The 17,819-nt window shown below is 68.1% G+C and carries 14 protein-coding genes; 9 read left to right on the plus strand and 5 right to left on the minus strand.

Annotation, left to right across the window (positions count from 1 at the left end):
* Positions 1 to 26 precede the first annotated feature (26 nt).
* The 5 genes from AB0M15_RS23995 to AB0M15_RS24015 form a co-directional block, all read right to left on the minus strand.
* Positions 27 to 1,034: a methionine synthase vitamin-B12 independent gene (locus AB0M15_RS23995; protein WP_363823102.1), complete on the minus strand. Its 1,008-nt coding sequence runs from the start codon at positions 1,032 to 1,034 to the stop codon at positions 27 to 29.
* Entirely contained in the window at positions 1,031 to 1,267 is a 237-nt protein-coding gene (locus AB0M15_RS24000) for a DUF1272 domain-containing protein (protein ID WP_363823832.1), read from the minus strand. Before AB0M15_RS24000 ends, AB0M15_RS23995 begins: the two co-directional genes overlap by 4 nt.
* Positions 1,268 to 1,282: 15 nt before the next feature.
* Complete coding sequence (gene mnmA / locus AB0M15_RS24005) at positions 1,283 to 2,371, minus strand: tRNA 2-thiouridine(34) synthase MnmA (protein ID WP_363823106.1); 1,089 nt, start codon at positions 2,369 to 2,371, stop codon at positions 1,283 to 1,285.
* Positions 2,371 to 3,573: a cysteine desulfurase family protein gene (locus tag AB0M15_RS24010; RefSeq protein ID WP_363823109.1), complete on the minus strand. Its 1,203-nt coding sequence runs from the start codon at positions 3,571 to 3,573 to the stop codon at positions 2,371 to 2,373. The genes mnmA and AB0M15_RS24010 overlap by 1 nt, the downstream gene beginning before the upstream one ends.
* A 76-nt stretch (positions 3,574 to 3,649) precedes the next feature.
* Positions 3,650 to 4,306, minus strand: coding sequence for a hypothetical protein (locus AB0M15_RS24015; protein WP_363823118.1), 657 nt, complete (start codon positions 4,304 to 4,306; stop codon positions 3,650 to 3,652).
* Positions 4,307 to 4,404: 98 nt separating this feature from the next.
* On the opposite strand from AB0M15_RS24015, the gene AB0M15_RS24020 reads away from it, so the two are divergent.
* From AB0M15_RS24020 to menC, 9 genes are read left to right on the plus strand one after another with little or no spacing between them, the layout of a single operon-like run.
* Positions 4,405 to 5,793, plus strand: coding sequence for a serine hydrolase domain-containing protein (locus AB0M15_RS24020; RefSeq protein WP_363823125.1), 1,389 nt, complete (start codon positions 4,405 to 4,407; stop codon positions 5,791 to 5,793).
* Between the two features lie 25 nt (positions 5,794 to 5,818).
* Positions 5,819 to 7,402, plus strand: coding sequence for an ABC transporter substrate-binding protein (locus AB0M15_RS24025; protein WP_363823130.1), 1,584 nt, complete (start codon positions 5,819 to 5,821; stop codon positions 7,400 to 7,402).
* Positions 7,399 to 8,385, plus strand: a complete 987-nt coding sequence (locus AB0M15_RS24030) for an ABC transporter permease (protein ID WP_363823133.1) — start codon at positions 7,399 to 7,401, stop codon at positions 8,383 to 8,385. Before AB0M15_RS24025 ends, AB0M15_RS24030 begins: the two co-directional genes overlap by 4 nt.
* Positions 8,385 to 10,346: a dipeptide/oligopeptide/nickel ABC transporter permease/ATP-binding protein gene (locus AB0M15_RS24035; protein ID WP_363823135.1), complete on the plus strand. Its 1,962-nt coding sequence runs from the start codon at positions 8,385 to 8,387 to the stop codon at positions 10,344 to 10,346. Before AB0M15_RS24030 ends, AB0M15_RS24035 begins: the two co-directional genes overlap by 1 nt.
* Entirely contained in the window at positions 10,343 to 11,155 is an 813-nt protein-coding gene (locus tag AB0M15_RS24040) for an ATP-binding cassette domain-containing protein (protein WP_363823137.1), read from the plus strand. Before AB0M15_RS24035 ends, AB0M15_RS24040 begins: the two co-directional genes overlap by 4 nt.
* Entirely contained in the window at positions 11,152 to 14,490 is a 3,339-nt protein-coding gene (locus tag AB0M15_RS24045) for an LpqB family beta-propeller domain-containing protein (protein ID WP_363823140.1), read from the plus strand. Before AB0M15_RS24040 ends, AB0M15_RS24045 begins: the two co-directional genes overlap by 4 nt.
* The gene (locus tag AB0M15_RS24050) at positions 14,487 to 15,608 is read left to right on the plus strand and encodes a M20/M25/M40 family metallo-hydrolase (RefSeq protein ID WP_363823143.1); all 1,122 of its coding nucleotides are present in this window, start codon (positions 14,487 to 14,489) and stop codon (positions 15,606 to 15,608) included. Before AB0M15_RS24045 ends, AB0M15_RS24050 begins: the two co-directional genes overlap by 4 nt.
* Positions 15,605 to 16,630, plus strand: coding sequence for a GNAT family N-acetyltransferase (locus tag AB0M15_RS24055; protein WP_363823146.1), 1,026 nt, complete (start codon positions 15,605 to 15,607; stop codon positions 16,628 to 16,630). The genes AB0M15_RS24050 and AB0M15_RS24055 overlap by 4 nt, the downstream gene beginning before the upstream one ends.
* Positions 16,630 to 17,754, plus strand: coding sequence for an o-succinylbenzoate synthase (menC, locus tag AB0M15_RS24060; protein ID WP_363823149.1), 1,125 nt, complete (start codon positions 16,630 to 16,632; stop codon positions 17,752 to 17,754). Before AB0M15_RS24055 ends, menC begins: the two co-directional genes overlap by 1 nt.
* The last annotated feature ends 65 nt before the right edge of the window (positions 17,755 to 17,819 follow it).

Consider the following 17,819-nt stretch of genomic DNA (forward strand, 5'->3'; position numbering starts at 1 on the left):
GAACTTACCGCCAGCCAGGGACATTTCTAGGCCTCTGCCGCGTCTCCCACTACTTGTGCCGTACGACCGAGAAGTTCCAGCCTGGCGCGGGCATCCGACGGTGACGGGGAGCCCGCGAGGCCGCACGCAGGGGTGATCACGACGTCGACCAGAGACTTCTGAGTGAGGCCGATCTGGTGCCAGCGACGATTCAGAACCTCGGCTGCCTGCTCGGGCTTGAGCACCGGCCCAGTAGTCGGTACTACGCCCGCATAGAGCGTCGTCCCGTCCTCCACTGCGAAGGCAATCTGCTCCCAGGCGGCATCGGTCAGCAGGGACACGTCCACCGCCACTCCCCCGGCCCCTGCCTTCCGGAACACCTCGATAGGCGGCCGTGCCGCGCAGCAGTGCACCACTGTGATCGCAGGTGCCGCAGCCTCGATCACCCGGCTCAGTAGATCCACAGACCCCGGCCCGTCGACAGACCGGTGCTTGCCCCACCCACTGGCAGTAGGAACAGCCCCAGCCAGTACTGCGGGCAGCCCCGGCTCATCAAGTTGCACCACCAACTCCGCCCCCGGCACCCGTCGCCGAAGATCAGCAATGTGGTCCTGCAGCCCATAGGCCAATGCCTCAGCCAGGTCGCGCCGAGCGCCGTGATCCGCGAGCACCTTGTCTCCACGAGGCAGCTCGACCGTCGCAGCGAGCGTCCACGGCCCGGTCAGCTGGAGCTTCAGCGGCCCGGTGTACCCATCCGCCAGCTCCTCCAGGACATCCAGGTCCTGCAGCAGCAAGGACCGCGCCCGCCGCTGGTCAAGACTCGCCCGCGGGTCGTTGCCACCCGTCAAGCGCCACCCCGCCGGCTGCAGATCCATAGCCAGCGACGTCACCACGCCAGCGGCCCGGCTCACCATGTCGGCGTACGGGCGGGCCGGCAGCTCCGGCAGGAACGGGATGGTCACCCCTTCCAGCACGTACTTCGTCCACTCGCGCACGTCCTCGCCGGGCAGCGAGCCCATCGCAGTGGTCGCCGCTGGACCGAAGGGACTGCTCACGTGGTGTTCCTGTTCCTCTGGAGGTATCGCGTGATCCGGCCGGGTGTGCGAGAAGCGATAGCGGAAGCGCCGGTGGTACGGGTCGGCCGCCGGACCAGCTCGCCGCCACAGTTCGGGCAGACGTGCGCCATCGCCTCGGAGCACTCCGGGCAGAAGGTGCACTCGTAGCTACAGATCACCGCGTCGGCAGTGGGACCGAGCTGGGCGGCGCAGCGCTCGCAGGTGTCCTTCATCCGCAGCACGGGGCATCACACCTTCTGGGTTGCGCGCTCGACCGAGTCGATGGTGGCGGACCCGATCACCCGGGTGCCGTCGTACAGGACAACTGCCTGGCCAGGAGCGACCGCATCAGCCGGCTCGTCGAAGGAGACCAGCACCTGGTCGCCCTCGAGCCGCGCGGTGACGGCGATCTCCTCGCCGTGCGCGCGCAACTGGGCCTTCACGTGCAACGTCGACGTCGGGACCGGGCCGCACCAGCGCGGGTTCGACGCGGTCAGGCTCTCGACCGCCAGCTCCGCCCGCGAGCCGACCGTGACGGTCCGCTCGACCGGGGAGATGTCCAGCACGAATCGCGGCTTGCCGTCGGCCGCCGGCGTACCGATCTTGAGGCCCTTGCGCTGGCCGACTGTGAAGCCGTGGGTGCCCTTGTGCTCGCCGAGCTTGTTGCCCTGGGCGTCGACGATGTCACCGGGCGACTCGCCCAGCTGCTTGGCCAGGAAGCCCGGAGTGTTGCCGTCGGCAATGAAGCAGATGTCGTGGCTGTCCGGCTTGGCCGCCACCGACAGCCCGCGGCGCTCGGCCTCGAGCCGGATCTCGGTCTTCGGGGTGTCGCCGAGCGGGAAGAACGCGTGCTTGAGCTGCTCCTGGGTCAGTACTCCGAGCACGTAGGACTGGTCCTTGGCCGGGTCCACCGCGCGGTGCAGCTCACGGCCGGCGGAGGTCTCCACGATCTGCGCGTAGTGTCCGGTGGCGACGGCGTCGAAGTCCAGGGCCAGCGCCCGCTCCAGCACCGCGCTGAACTTGACCTTCTCGTTGCAGCGCAGGCACGGGTTCGGCGTCCGGCCTGCCGCGTACTCCGCGACGAAGGGCTCGACCACGTCGGCGTGGAACCGCTCGGCCAGGTCCCAGACGTAGAACGGGATCCCGATCACGTCGGCGGCGCGGCGGGCGTCGCGGGAGTCCTCGATGGTGCAGCAGCCGCGTGCGCCACTGCGGTACGACTGCGGGTTGCGGCTCAGCGCCAGGTGCACACCGACCACGTCGTGCCCGGCCTCGGCCATCCGCGCGGCCGCGACGGCGGAGTCGACCCCGCCGGACATGGCTGCGAGTACCCGCATCAGTGGTTCCTTCCTACGTTCTGCAATCCGGCGGACATCGCCCGGTCGACAACGGGCCCGATGTTGTCCAGTACGGCGTCCACGTCGGCCCGGCTGGACGTGTGCCCCAAGGTGAACCTGAGCGAACCACGAGCGCGCTGGTCGTCGTACCCCATCGCCAGCAGCACGTGGCTGGGCTCGGCGACGCCCGCGTTGCATGCGGACCCCGTGGAGACCTCGATGCCCCGCGCGTCGAGTAGCAGGAGCAGCGAGTCGCCCTCACAGTCCTTGAACGACAAGTGCGCGTTACCCGGCAAGCGGTGCACCGGATCGCCCGACAGCATCGCGCCCGGGACGGTACTGATGATGCCCTCGATCAGGGCGTCGCGCAGGGCGGTCAGCCGCGCGCCGTGCTCGGCCTGGTGCTTGACGGAGTGCTCGATCGCCGCCGCGAACCCGGCCGTCGCCGGGGTGTCCAGCGTGCCTGAGCGGACGTCGCGCTCCTGCCCGCCGCCGTGCACGATCGGCGCCAGCTTGGTCTCCTTGTGGACGACCAGCGCGCCGATCCCGAACGGGCCGCCGACCTTGTGCGCACTCACCGTCATCGCGTCGACACCCAGCTCGGCGAAGTCCACCGGCACCTGCCCGACCGCCTGGACGGCGTCGGTGTGCACGGGGATCGCATACGGCTTCGCGAGCGCGGCGACCTCGCGGATCGGCTGCAGCGTGCCGACCTCGTTGTTGGCCATCATCAACGTGACGAAGGACACGGACTCGGGGTCCTTCTCGATCGCCCGCTGGACGTCCTCGGGCCGCACCCGGCCCAGCTCGTCGACCGGCAGCCACTCGATCTCGGCACCCTCGTGCTCCGCGAGCCAGATCGCCGGATCCAGTACCGCGTGATGCTCGACCCCGCTCAGCAGGATCCGCCGACGACGCGGGTCCTCGGCCAGCCGGGCCCACCACAGCCCCTTGAGGGCGAGGTTGTCCGCCTCCGTACCGCCCGAGGTGAACACCACTTCGCTCGGCTGGGCGCCCAGCGCCTCCGCGATCGTCTCCCGCGACTCCTCGACCGTCCGCCGCGCGGCCCGCCCGGACCCGTGCAACGAGGAAGCGTTGCCGGTGCGCCCGAGGTGGGCAGCCATCGCCTCGATCGCCGCGGGCAGCATGGGCGTCGTCGCGGCGTGATCGAGATAGACCGTCCGACGGCCTGAAGAGGTCATAACACCCTCAAGAGTAAGTCCTCCCCAGATGTTCCCACTCATCCGCGTTTATTCCCGATCAGCCCGATTATTTGGCTCAGCCGCCGCGGATCTGCTCCAGCCAGGCGTGGTCGGGGTGCAGGTGGTGGACCATGTCAGCCAGCCAGGTGCGTCTGGCCACTCCGAGCAAGGGCAGGGCGGCGGCCAGATCGGCTCGATCCTTCGGACGGTTCCCCTGGGCCTTGTAGGCGAGCGCCATTTCGGGATTGACGTAGCGGATGCCGTCGTCGGCCACCCAGGTCACCTCGTCGAGCGCGAAGTCCAGCGACGGATCCCGGCGGAACACCCACCGCCCGTCGCGATCCGGGTTGAGCACCACGTCGTACTTCCAGGGCGCCAGCGCATGTTCGCGCAGCCACACCTGGTCCGCGTCGTCCGGCATCTCCGGCTGCTCGGGTGAGAGCGGCGAGATCTTCCGGCTCCCGGCCGACCATACGTGGTACCGGCCGTCCGCGTACCTGACCAGCTCCGGCACGTGACGCCGCCAGAACGACACATCCAGGTCGTCATGCGGCCGGGAGACGCCGGTGAACGCCTCGACTGCCCAGCCGCCCGCGACCCACCAGTCCAGCCCGAGTCCGCCGAAGAACTCGACCGCCTCGTCCCGGGTCGCAGCCTCCACCGGTCCGTACAGACGCTGGAAGGACAGTTCCTCGGGGTCCAGGCCGTCGGCGTACCAGTACCTCTGCTCCATCGTCCGATCCTGACACCTCGTCGGTCCGGACGAAATCGGGCCGGTCAGTTGTCGGTTGCGACGAATACTCTCGCGGCGGGCGGTCCTAGCGTCGGTGCATGGCGACCCTGAGCGAAATCGAGACGTGGCTTCAAGACCGGCTGCCGGCGTTGCTCGCCGAGCACCAGGTCCCCGGTACGGCGGTCGGCGTGCTGTTCGGCGGCGAGGTGATCGACCACGCGGCCGGCGTACTGAGCCGGGCGACCGACGTACCGGTCACCCCTGACACGGTGTTCCAGATCGGCTCGATCACGAAGGTCTGGACGACGACGCTGGTCATGCAGCTGGTCGACGAGGGCAAGATCGACCTCGACAAACCGCTGCGCGACTACCTCCCGGAGTTCGTGATCAGCGACGAAGCGGCGGCGGCCGTGATCACCGTTCGTCAGCTGCTCAGCCACACGTCCGGTTTCGAGGGTGACATCTTCAACGAGACCGGCAAGGGCGACGACGCGATCGAGAAGTTCGTCGCCAGCATCGCCGAGGTCAGCCAGCTCTTCGCGCCGGGCGAGATGTTCTCCTACAACAACGCCGCCTTCGCTGTCCTCGGCCGGCTGATCGAGGTACTCCGCGGCAAGCCGTTCGACACCGTCCTGCGCGAGCACCTCTTCACGCCGCTCGGACTGACGCACTCGGCGACCGACCCGTACGAAGCGATCCTGTACCGCGCCGCGGTCGGCCACATCCGGCCCGCTCCCGACGCAGAACCGGTACCCGCTCCGATGTGGGCGATGACGCGAGGGATGGCCCCCGCGGGAGCCATGCTCGCGATGCGGCCGCGCGACCTGCTCGCCTTCGCCAAGTTCCACCTCGACTCGGGCACAGCCGCGGACGGTACGTCGGTACTGAGCCCCGCGAGCGTCAAGGCGATGCAGGAAGAGCAGGTCAAGCTGCCGAAGCTCGGGATGATGGGCGACTCGTGGGGGCTCGGCTGGGAGCTGTTCGACTGGGACGGTACGACGGTGATCGGCCATGACGGCGGCACGATCGGACAGAACGCGTTCCTGCGGGTGGTACCGGAGCATGGGTTGGCCGTCACCGTACTGACCAACGGCGGCGACACGATCGAGCTCTACAAGACCGTCGTCGGCCATGTGGTCAAGGAGCTGGCCGGGCTGGACCTGCCCGCGTTGCCCACTCCCCCGGCCACGCCCGTGCCGGTCGACGTGGACCGGTTCCTCGGCACCTACAGCTGTGAGGTCGTAGATGTGACCGTGCGGCAGGACGAGGACGGCAGGGTCTGGCTGGACCAGACGCCCAAGGGGATTTTCGCTGAGCTCGGGCCCGCGCCGGATCCGGTCGAACTGGTCGGGCGGAACGAGGAAAGCCTGATCGCGCTCAAGGCGGAGAACGGCGTCCATATTTCTTATGTGTTCGTAGGGAACGAATCGGGCGGTCCGGCCCTCTTCATCCACAGCGGCCGGGCTATCCGCCGCGCCTCAGCCTGATCCGCCCTTCCCCTTCGGAGGCATCATGAGATCTGCAATCATCGCCGGTTCGCTGGTCGTGGGATTGGCCTTGTCTGCTTGCAGTTCGGACGAGCCGACCACCGCCGGCGGCGGCAAGCCGGTCGAGGGGCAGACGCTGACCATGGCGCTCGGCTCCGACCCCGGCAACCTCGACCCGCAGTTCACCTCGCTCTCGATCACCAAGCAGGTCGACGCGTTCCTGTACGACTCGCTGATCAACCTCGATCAGAACGGGCAGCAAGTGGCCGGCCTCGCGGAGAAGTGGGAAGGCACGACGACCACAGCGAAGTACACGCTGCGCAAGGGCGTCACCTGCCTGGACGGCAGCCCGCTGACCGCGACCACGGTCGCGGCCAACATCACCTTCGTCGGCAATCCGGCTAGCAAGTCGACCAGGATCGGCGTATTCGTCCCGCCGGGGGCCAAGGCTGTCGGCGATGACACGGCCGGCACGGTAACCGTGACGGCAGCTGCGCCGGACGCGTTCCTGGTCCGCAACGTCGGTGGACTGCACATCGTGTGCGACAAGGGCATGAAGGACCGCAAGCTGCTCAAGCAGGGCTCGGACGGCACCGGGATGTACAAGGTCGCCGAGGCGGTTCCCGGCGACCACTACACGCTGACCCGGCGCAAGGAGTACGCGTGGGGGCCGGGCGACTTCAAAGCCGACCAGCCCGGGCTGGCGGACAAGGTGGTGCTCAAGGTCGTCGCCAACGAGACCACCGCGGCCAACCTGCTGATCTCCGGCCAGGTCAACATTGCCGCCATCTCGGGCCCGGACAAGCAGCGGCTGCAGGCGCAGCAACTCTTCAACCGCAGCGCCGGTACTCCGCTGGGCGAGCTCTGGTTCAACCAGAAGCCCGGCCTGCCGACCGCGGATCTCGCCGTCCGTAAGGCGCTGACGCAAGCCCTCGACCTGACCCAGCTCGGCAAGGTGATCACCGGCGGCACCGGCAAGCCGACCACCAGCTTCGTCGTACCCGGCACAGGTCCCTGCAACGACGACACCGTCACCGGCAACATTCCTGGCCACGACCTCGATGCGGCCAAGGCTGCTCTCGATGCGGCCGGCTGGAAGGCGGGTGCGGGCGGGATCCGGGAGAAGGGCGGGACCAAGCTGTCGCTCGTCTTCTACTACCTGACCAACCTCGGACCGACGATCCAGTCCGGTGCGGAGCTGCTGCAGAAGGCCTGGGGCGAGCTCGGTGTCGACGTCTCACTCAAGGCCGTGTCCACCGCAGAGATCAGCACCGTCGTGCTGGCCGGCCAGGGGACGTGGCACGCAGGGCTGATCCCGCTGACGGTGAACCTGCCCAGCCAACTGGTCAGCTTCATGTCCGGGACGGGCCCGCCGGACGGCGGCAACTTCGCTTCGATCAAGAACCCCGCCTACGACGCCGCGATCGCGAAGGCGTCCAAGATCGCCGGCGCGGATGGTTGTGCCGACTGGGCGACGGGCGAACGCGCTCTGCTCAAGGAGGTCAACGTGGTGCCGTTCGTGAACTCGACCGTGCCGATCTTCGGCAAGGGCGCCACCTTCGAGCTGAGCGACGGCGTCGCCCCGCAGACAATCCGGATGCTCGGATGACGGTGGTTGCCGGCGTCCAGGGAGTGGGTTTCACCACCCATCCCTGGGTGCGGTTCGCGGTTCGCCGGCTCGGGCGGCTGGTCGGCTCCGTCTTCGTACTGGTCAGCGCGGCCTTCCTGATGATCCATCTGATCCCGGGCGACCCGGTCCGGGGAGCACTCGGACCGGCGGCTGCACAGAGCCTGGTTGATGCCCAGCGCGAGTCGCTGGGCCTCAACGACCCGCTGTGGTTGCAGTACATCCACTACCTGCAGAACCTGTTCACCGGCAACCTCGGTACTTCGATCACCACCGGTCTGCCCGTCTCCGACGTGATCCGGGACCGCCTGCCGGCCACCGTCCAGCTCGCCTTCGCCGCGTTCGTGGTGGCGATGCTCATCGCCTTGCCGGTCGGGCTGGCGATGGGTGTGCTCACGCGGGCCGGACGGCGGCCGCGGGCGGAGCTGAGCTTCACGTCGACGACGGTCATCCTGGCTGCGATCCCTGAGTTCCTGCTGGCGGTCGGGCTCGTGTACGTGTTCGCGGTGAAGCTGCACTGGTTGCCGGTGGCCGGGCGTGGGGGTTTGTCGTCGTACGTGCTGCCGGTGATCTCGTTGGCGATCGGCCCGGCTGCCGTGCTCGCACGCATCTGCCGGGTGGAGCTGCTGGCCGTGCTACAGACGGACTACCTGCGTACCGCCCGAGCCAAGCGACTCCCTGCAGTTGCTGTCTACGTGCGGCACGCGTTGCCCAATGCAGTGACGGCCACCATCACGCTGGGCGGATTGCTGCTGGGTGGGATGGTCGCCGGGACTGTGCTGGTCGAGAACGTCTTCGGCTGGCCGGGACTCGGCAGCACGATCGTGTCGTCGATCCTGTCCAAGGACTACCCGCTCGTGCAGGGCGTGGTGCTCGTCTACGGCGCGGGCGTCCTGCTGGTCAACCTGGTGGTCGACGTGATCCTCGCTCTGCTGGACCCCCGATCCACCATCCGGGAGAGCTGATGAGAGCGCGCTGGATCGCGGTACTTCGTACGCCCGTCGGCTTGGGTGCCGGCGTGCTGCTGCTCGCGGTGCTCCTGCTGGCACTCTTCGCTCCGATCATCTGGTCCCAGCAGGCGAGTGCGATCGACACCGAGCACTTGCTGGAAGGGTCATCCGCAGCGCACTGGCTCGGCACCGACAATCTCGGGCGCGACATTCTCTACCGAGTGCTGGTCGCCTCGCGGACGTCGATCATGCTCGCGCTGGCAGCGATCTCGATCGCCGTGGTCACCGGTCTCGCGCTGGGTTGTGCGCCGGTGCTGCTCGGGCGCCGGGCCGGCCGGTTGACGACTGCCGTGGTGAACATCGCGGTCGCGTTCCCCGGTCTGCTGCTCGCCTTGTTCTTCGCGGTCATCTTCGGAGTCGGCGCGAAGGGCGCGGTGCTGGCGATCGGCTTTGCGGGAGCGCCGGCCTTTGCGCGACTGACACAGACGCTGGTCGCCGGGATCGCCGAGCGGGACTTCGTGGCGGCCGCGCGGATCGCTGGGGTCGGGCGGTTTCGGATGCTGCTGCGGCACATCCTGCCGAACATCGCCGAACCGCTGGTGGTGAACGCGACGATCGGCGCGGGCGGTGCGTTGCTGGCCTTCGCCGGGTTGTCGTTCCTCGGTTTGGGGGTGCAGCCGCCGGCCTACGACTGGGGGCGGTTGATGGGCGAGAGCCTCAACAGCATCTACGTGCATCCGGCGGCGGCGTTGGCTCCCGGAGTGGCGGTCGTCATCGCTGGGTTGGCGTTCAACCTGTTCGGGGAGGCGGTGGCGAAGGGCTTCGGTGTACCGGTGCTGAAGAGTTTTGCGCCAGTTGTGAAGGGCGCGCTCGAGCGGTTGCCGGAGACCAGGCCCGCGGCGGCTGTCGACGATGATGCCGTGCTGGTTGTCGAAGACCTCCACGTGAGCTTTCCCGGTGTGGCGGGGCCGGTGACGCCGGTGCGCGGCATCAGCTTCTCGATCAGCCGGGGCGAGATCGTCGGGGTGGTGGGCGAGTCCGGGTCGGGCAAGAGCCTGACCGCGTTGGCTGTCGCGCAGTTGATCGAGCCGCCCGGGGAGGTACGGGCTGCCGAGTTGTCCTTTCTCGGGGCGCCGTTGCTCGGACGGTTGGCGGTTCGCAGTACGGCGGCCGCGCGGCGACGGCTGTTGGGGACGTCGTTCGCGATGGTGTTCCAGGACCCGATGACGTCGTTCAACCCGACGAAGCGGATCGGGACGCAGTTGGCCGAGGGCGCTCGTGAGCATCAAGGGCTGACGCGGCGCAATGCGATGGCGCGGGCGGTCGATCGGCTCCGTGCGGTTCGGATTCCGGAGGCTGAGCGCCGGGCGCGGCAGTATCCGCATGAGTTCTCGGGCGGGATGCGGCAGCGGGCGATGATCGGGATGGGGCTGATGGGGGCGCCGGCGTTGATCGTCGCCGATGAGCCGACCACTGCACTCGACGTCACCGTGCAACAGCAGGTGCTTCAGCTGCTGGAGACGATTCGGGTCGAGGACGACGTCGCGGTGCTGTTGATCAGCCACGACATCACTGTCGTCGCGCAGGTCTGTGCTCGCGTGCTGGTGATGTATGCGGGTCGGATCGTGGAGGACTTGCCGGCTGCCGAGTTGGCGACTGGGGCTCGGCATCCGTATACGCGCGCGTTGCTGGACGCAGTACCGGATCTGGAGACGCCGCTGGACGAGCCGTTGGCGGTGATACCGGGGCGACCGGTGGATCCGTCGGCGTTCCCGGCCGGGTGTGCGTTTGCGGCTCGGTGTGAGTTCGCCCAGGACAGATGCCGGGTTGAGGATCCGGCGCTGGTCAGCCATGGGCCGGCGCATCAGGTGGCTTGCTGGCACCCGCAGGGGACGGCCGCCACGAGTGCTGGGGCCTGGCAAGCTCGGTATCTGGGCAGTGAGTCGATCAAGTCCATCCGAACGGGGCAGCGATGAGCGAACTGCGATTCGATGGCGTGACGGTCCGCTTCGGCACGGGCAGTCGCACGGTGACCGCTGTCGACGGCGTCGATCTGACTGTCCCGTCGGGGCAGGTGGTCGGGCTGGTCGGCGAGTCAGGTTCAGGCAAGTCGACCCTGGCCCGCGCCGCTGTCGGCCTGACCACGCCGTCTTCCGGCCGGATCCTGCTGGACGGCGTGCCACTACGCCACCGCCCCGGCCAACGCCGCCCACTGCAGATGGTCTTCCAGGACCCCTACTCCTCCCTCGACCCGCGAATGACCATCGGCAACACCATCGCCGAAGCCATACCCCGATCCCGCGGGTCCGCGGTCGCCGAGGGCGCCTCTCGATCCGCTGCTGACCGGCGTCGAGAAGTTGAGCGGTTGCTGGAGTTGGTCGGGCTCGATGGTGAGCGGGCGGACGCTTATCCGGGGGCGTTGTCCGGTGGGCAGCGGCAGCGGGTGGCGATCGCCCGGGCGCTGGCCGGCCAACCGGACGTGATCATCGCCGACGAGATCACCTCGGCGCTCGACGTCTCGATCCAAGGGACGGTGCTCAACCTCGTCCGCTCCCTGCAGCGAGAGCTGAGGCTGTCGATGCTGTTCATCTCGCACAACCTCGCGGTCGTCCGCTATGTGAGCGACCTGATCGCCGTGATGTACCTCGGCCGGATCGTGGAGTTCGGACCGGCCCACGAGGTCCTCGGCAATCCACAACACGACTACACCAGAGAACTTCTCGCGGCCGTACCCCGCCGCGGTACGACCTCGCTACCCACGCTCTCAAGGAGGACTTCCTCGTGACCCGACGTCTGCGCATCGACGACCTTTCCGAGTTCGCGGTACCGGAGCAGGCAGCCCTGTCGCCGGACGGCTCCCAGATCGCCTATGTCCTGCGAACCACCGACCTCAAGGAAGACAAGACGCTGCGGAGCCTCTGGCGAGTGCAGGCGTCCGGTGGCGAGCCACAGCAGCTCACGCGAGGTACTGGCGACAGCACGCCCGTCTGGTCACCGGATGGATCGCAGCTGGCGTTCCTGCGAGCGAAGGACGGCCCGGCGCAGCTCTGGGTGCTACCTGCAGGCGGTGGCGAGCCGGAGCAGCTCACCACGCTTCCGCTGGGAGCAGGCGCACCGCGGTGGAGTCCGGACGGCACCCGGATCGCCTTCAGCGCACCGGTCGACATAGCCGCGGCTGCCGGCGAGGACGACGAGGCACGCGGCCGCCGCGGCCATGCACCGATCGTCAGCGAGCGACTCGACTACCAGGCAGACGGAGCCGGCTGGTTGCGCACCATGCGCCAGCACGTCCACCTGCTCGAGGTCGGCTCGAAGAAGGTCCGGCAGGCCACTGAGGGCGACTGGCATGCAGGTGATCCCGCCTGGTCGCCTGACGGCAGCAAGGTCGCCTTCGGAGCCGCCACTGCTCCCGACGCCGACCTCAACCCGACAGCACCGGCCTACGTGCTCGACGCGACGGATGAGAAGGCCCAGCCTCAGCAGGTCGGACTGGCCGAGGGCCTGGCCGGTCCGGTGCTCTGGACGGCTGATGGCTCGGGACTGCTGATCGTTGGCAACCCGAATGGGCCGGTGGGACATGCTGGGTTGCTGCGGCTCACGCTGGCCAGTGGCGAGGTGGTGAACCTGGCGGCCGGTCTCGATCGAAACGTGATGCCGGGCGGTCCGGCGTACCCGGGGGCCCTTCCTGCGTTGAGTTCTGACGGCAGCAGCGTTTTCTTCTGCATCCGGGACCGCGGCTGCAGTCACCTGTACTCCGTGCCCGTCGCGGACGGTACGCCGCTACGCGTGCTGGGCAAGCCGGGGCAGAACGTGTCCGGACTCAGCATCGCGGGCGACGTGGCGGCCGTCGTGCTGGTCACCGAGACGTCGTACGGCGAGGTGGTCACGCTGGACCTGGCGAGCGGCGAGGCGACTCCGCGGACGACCTATGGGGAGAAGTTCTCCGAAGTGGAGCACTTCGCGCGGGTGGAGCGCGAGTTCACGGTCTCGGACGGGACTGTGGTGCCGGCCTACTTGATTCGCGATCCTGCTGCGAGCGGCGCGCAGCCTTTGCTGCTCGACATCCACGGCGGTCCGCACAACGCGTGGAACGCGGTGGCAGATGAGGTGCACCTTTACCACCAGGAGCTCGCTGCGCGCGGCTGGACCGTACTGCTGGTGAATCCGCGGGGCAGCGACGGCTATGGCGAGGCGTTCTACAACGGGGTGGTCGGCGGCTGGGGCACGTCGGATGCTCGAGACTTCCTGGAGCCACTCGATGTACTGGTTGCCGAAGGCATCGCTGATCCGCAGCGGCTCGCCGTAGCCGGCTATAGCTATGGCGGCTTCATGACCTGCTACCTCACCAGTCGCGACCACCGCTTCGCTGCAGCCGTCACCGGTGGCGTGGTCAGTGACCTCACCAGCATGGCCGGTACTTCCGACAGCGGGCACTTCCTCAGCGTCTACGAGCTGGAGTCGACGGGTGATGTGAGTGCCATGTCCCCCTTCAGCAAGGTCGACCAGGTGAGGACGCCGACCCTGATCCTGCACGGTGATGGGGATGTGCGCTGCCCGATCGGCCAGGCGCAGCAGTGGCACACGGCGCTGCGTGAGCAAGGGGTGCCGACGCAACTGGTGCTCTACCCGGAGGCGAGCCACCTGTTCATCGTGGAGGGGCGTCCGTCGCACCGGCTCGACTTCAACCGCCGCATCCTCGACTGGGTCGAGCAGTATGCCGGCGACTCGGCCGGGCCGCGGCGGGCACGGATCGACGCTTCGCATTGGCAGCGCAGGCTGAGTACTTTGGCGGCGAAGCACGGCGTACCGGGGGCCACGCTGGGGATCCTGCGGGGTGACGAGCTGGTGGAGGCCGCTTTCGGCGTACTGAACAAGAACACCGGCGTCGAGGTGACAACCGATTCGCTGTTCCAGATCGGGTCGATGACGAAGGTCTGGACGGCGACGCTCGCGCTGCAGCTCGTCGACGAGGGGTTGCTCGACCTGGACGCGCCGATCATCGAGGTACTGCCCGAGCTGCAGCTGGGTGATCCCGATGTCGCCAAGAAGGTGACGATGCGGCAGCTCCTCACGCACACCAGCGGGATCGACGGCGACGTGTTCACCGATACCGGGCGTGGTGACGACTGCTTGGAGAAGTACGTCGACGGGCTGGCCGAGGTCGGTCAGAACCATCCGCTGGGCGCCACCTGGTCGTACTGCAACTCCGGCTTCTCACTAGCGGGCCGCGTGATCGAGAAGCTCACCGGCAAGACCTGGGACCAGGCATTGCGTGAGCGGATCTTGACCCCGCTCAAGCTGGACCACACCGTCACTCTGCCCGAGGAAGCGCTGATGCATCGCGCTGCAGTCGGGCACGAGAGCGAGGGTGGCGAGGAGGCCTCGGTCGCACCGGTCTGGGGTTTGCCGCGGTCGCTGGGTCCGGCCGGGCTGGTCACCTCGACTGTCGCGGATGCGTTGGGCTTCGCCCGGCTTCACCTGTCCGGCGGGCTCGCACCGGACGGCACTCGGGTGCTCAGCGCGGAGTCGGTGGCCGCGATGGCGGAGAAGCACGCGGAGCTGCCGGACAAGTACTCGCTCGGCGACTCGTGGGGGCTGGGCTGGATCCGGTTCGACTGGAACGGTCACCGACTGATCGGGCACGACGGCAACACGATCGGCCAGGCCGCCTTCCTCCGGGTGCTGCCGTCGGAGGGGCTGGCGGTGACGCTGCTGACCAATGGCGGCAACACGCGGGATCTGTATGAGGAGCTTTACCGCGAGATCTTCCTCGAACTGGCCGGCGTGGCCATGCCGTCGCAGCTGTCCGCACCGGCGGAGCCGCCGGTTGTCGATGTCCGCAAGCATGTCGGTCGGTACGAGCGCGCCAGTTCTCTGCAGGAGGTGTTCGTGCGCGACGGCGAGGCGGTACTGCGGATGACGCTCACGGGGCCGCTGGCAGCGTTGACGCCGGAGCCGTCGCACGAGTTCGTGATGACGCCGGTCGACGAGAGCGGCGATCTGTTCGTACTGCGGCAGCCGGGGTCGCTGACCTGGATTCCGCTGACGTTCTACTCGTTGCCGACCGGTGAGAAGTACCTGCACTGCGGGGTTCGAGCCACTCCTAAGGTGGGCGGATGACTTCACTGGTTGATCAGCTGCAGGCCGCACTGCCGTCGATGCTCGCGGATCTGGAGACGTTGGTGACTTGTGAGTCGCCGTCCTCGGATCTCGCCGCGGTGGCCGCGAGCGCTTCAGTGGTGGCTCGGGTCGGGACGGAGCGGCTCGGCGTCGCACCGGAGTACGTGGTGGTCGACGACGTAAACCATCTGCGCTGGCGCCTCGGCGACGGGCCGTCTCGCGTGCTGGTGCTGGCGCATCACGACACGGTCTGGCCTATCGGGTCGCTTGCCACGCATCCGTTTGTTGTTGAGGACGGGGTGCTGCGGGGACCTGGGTCGTTCGACATGAAGACCGGGTTGGTGATGGCCTTCCATGCGCTGGCCGCGCTGCCTTCGGCGGCCGGCGTGACGTTGCTGGTGACTGGTGACGAGGAGCTGGGGTCGCCGTCGTCTCGCGCGCTCATCGAGGAGGAGGCGGCCGGATGCGTCGCCGCACTCGTGTTGGAGGCATCTGCTGAGGGTGCGCTGAAGCTGGAACGCAAGGGCGTCTCCAACTACGAGATCCGGATCGTCGGACGCGCGTCGCACGCCGGCCTCGAGCCTGAGCTCGGCGTCAACGCGAGCATCGAAGTCGCCCATCAGATCCTTGCCGTCAGCAACCTCGGCGACCCCTCACTGGGCACCACCGTCACTCCCACCCTGCTGACCTCCGGCACCACGCGGAACACCGTGCCCGCCGTGGGCAGCTTCCTGATCGACGTACGAGCCCGTTCCGTCGCCGAACAGCTCCGAGTGGATGCGGCGCTCCATGCCCTGAAGCCGGTACTTCCCGAGGCGACACTCGAGGTCCTGGGCGGCCCGAACCGGCCACCGCTCGAGCGCAAAATGTCCGAAGATCTCTACCGTCGAGCCTCAGACCTAGCTGCCTCCCTCGGCCTCCCCCCGCTGCGCGAAATCTCCGTAGGCGGCGGGTCCGACGGCAACTTCACGGCCGGCGTAGGCATCCCGACCCTCGACGGCCTAGGCGCGGTAGGAGGCGGCGCCCACGCCGACGACGAGCACGTGGTCGTCGCCGAGATCGCCCCCCGAACCGCTCTCCTGACAGCCCTCCTCACCGACCTACTGGCCAGACCATGAGCGCTCCCAACCTGGAACTACCCGTCTCCGATGCCACCCGCGATGGTCTGGCGGCAGCCGCCTCTGCCGGGGTCGTGGTTCGTGAACTCCACGAACTGGCGGAATTGGACGAGGTCTACCGGCTGTACAACTCGATCTGGCGCCCGGACCCCAAAAACCCGCCGGTGACCACAGAACTCCTCCGCGCCCTCACCAAAGCAGGCAACTACGTCGGCGGCGCCTACGACGGCAACACCCTCATCGGTGCCTGCGTAGGCTTCTTCGGCGCCCCCGCCGAGGTCACGATGCACAGTCACGTAGCCGGTGTGTCGACCGCCGCCCGAGGCCGCAACGTCGGCTTCGCCCTGAAACTCCACCAACGAGCCTGGGCCCTACAACGCGGCGTCACGGCAATCTCCTGGACCTTCGACCCGCTGATCCGCCGCAACGCCTACTTCAACCTGACCAAACTGGCCGCCCACCCCACCGAGTACCTCACCAACTTCTACGGCCCGATGGCCGACAGCATCAACAACGCCGACGACTCCGACCGCCTCCTGGTCCGCTGGCAACTGGACGCGACCACCGTAAGAACCGCCGCCCACCGCCAACCCGCATCCGCGGCCACCGGCAGCGGAGCGGACGCCGGCGCAGCGTCGAGCTCCGGTGTGGCTGCAACAGGCTCTCACCTGAGCCCTCGCTCCGGCCCGGCGTCGAGCGCCGGTGGGGGTGGCCGCTCCTCCACCCTTTCCACGCCTGCTGGGCAGATTGCGGAGATGTTGCGGGAGGCAACGGTTTTGGTGGAGGTCGGTGGCGACGGGCGACCGGTGGTTGGTGGATCCAGCGGATCCGGAGGGACGGTGCTGGTCGGCGTACCGGCTGATGTCGAGGGATTGCGGAGGACGGATCCGGGAGCGGCGAAGGAGTGGCGGTTGGTGTTGCGGGAGGTGCTGGGTGGGTTGATGGCAGATGGGGCTCGGGTGACCGGGTTCGATCGGGCCGGCTGGTATGTGGTCGAAGGTCCTGGGAAGGGGCTGCTGTGATGAAGCTGACCGGAGTCGAGTTGCGGCGGATCTCGTTGCCGTTGGTGTCACCGTTCCGGACGTCGTTCGGGACCGAGACGACGCGCGACGCGTTGCTGGTCCGGGTCGAATCCACCGAGGCCGAGGGGTGGGGCGAGTGCGTCGCGATGAGCGGACCGCTGTACTCCTCGGAGTACGTGGACGGCGCGATCGACGTACTGCGGCGCTTCTTCGTACCCGCCTTGGGTGCCGTCGAACGCCTGTCAGCCATCGACGTAGCGCCGGCGTTGGCGAAGTTCCACGGCCACCGGATGGCGAAGGCCGCCCTGGAGACCGCAGTACTGGACGCCGAACTACGAGCCGAAGGCCGCCCACTGGCCCGCGAACTCGGCGCGGTCCACGACCGCGTCCCCTGCGGCGTCTCGGTAGGCATCATGAACTCGATCCCCGAACTACTCGACGCCGTCGGCGGCTATCTCGACGAGGGCTACCTGCGGATCAAACTCAAGATCCAACCCGGCTGGGACATCGACCCAGTAGCTGCGGTCCACGAACGCTTCGGCGACGACATCCTGCTGCAAGTAGACGCGAACACCGCCTACTCAGTCTCTGACGCTCGCCATCTCGCCCGACTCGACCCCTTCAACCTCCTCCTGATCGAGCAACCCCTCGACGAGGAGGACATCCTCGGCCACGCCGAACTCGCCCGCTCGATCAAAACCCCCGTCTGCCTCGACGAATCGATCACCTCAGCCCGGGCGGCCGCCGCCGCGATCACCCTCGGCGCCTGCTCGATCATCAACATCAAGCCCGGCCGAGTCGGCGGCTACCTCGAGTCCGTCCGCATCCACGACGTCTGCGTAGCCCACGGCATCCCTGTCTGGTGCGGCGGCATGCTGGAGACCGGCCTCGGCCGAGCCGCCAATGTCGCGCTGGCAGCCCTCCCCGGCTTCACCCTCCCCGGCGATACCTCAGCCTCCAGCCGCTACTACCAAACCGACATCACCACCCCCTTCACCCTCGACAACGGCCACCTCCCCGTCCCCACCACGCCCGGCATCGGCATCGACCCCCTCCCCGACCACCTGGCCGCCGTTACCACCTCCACCGAATGGCTCCCGCTGCAAGTTGTCGGATCGGACTAAATCAGGGGCTGAAATTGTGCGCCTGGACGAACTAGGCTGGGTTTCCGGCTTCTAAGTTCGGAAAG

The organism is Kribbella sp. NPDC051718, assembly GCF_040681515.1.
Lineage (GTDB): Bacteria > Actinomycetota > Actinomycetes > Propionibacteriales > Kribbellaceae > Kribbella.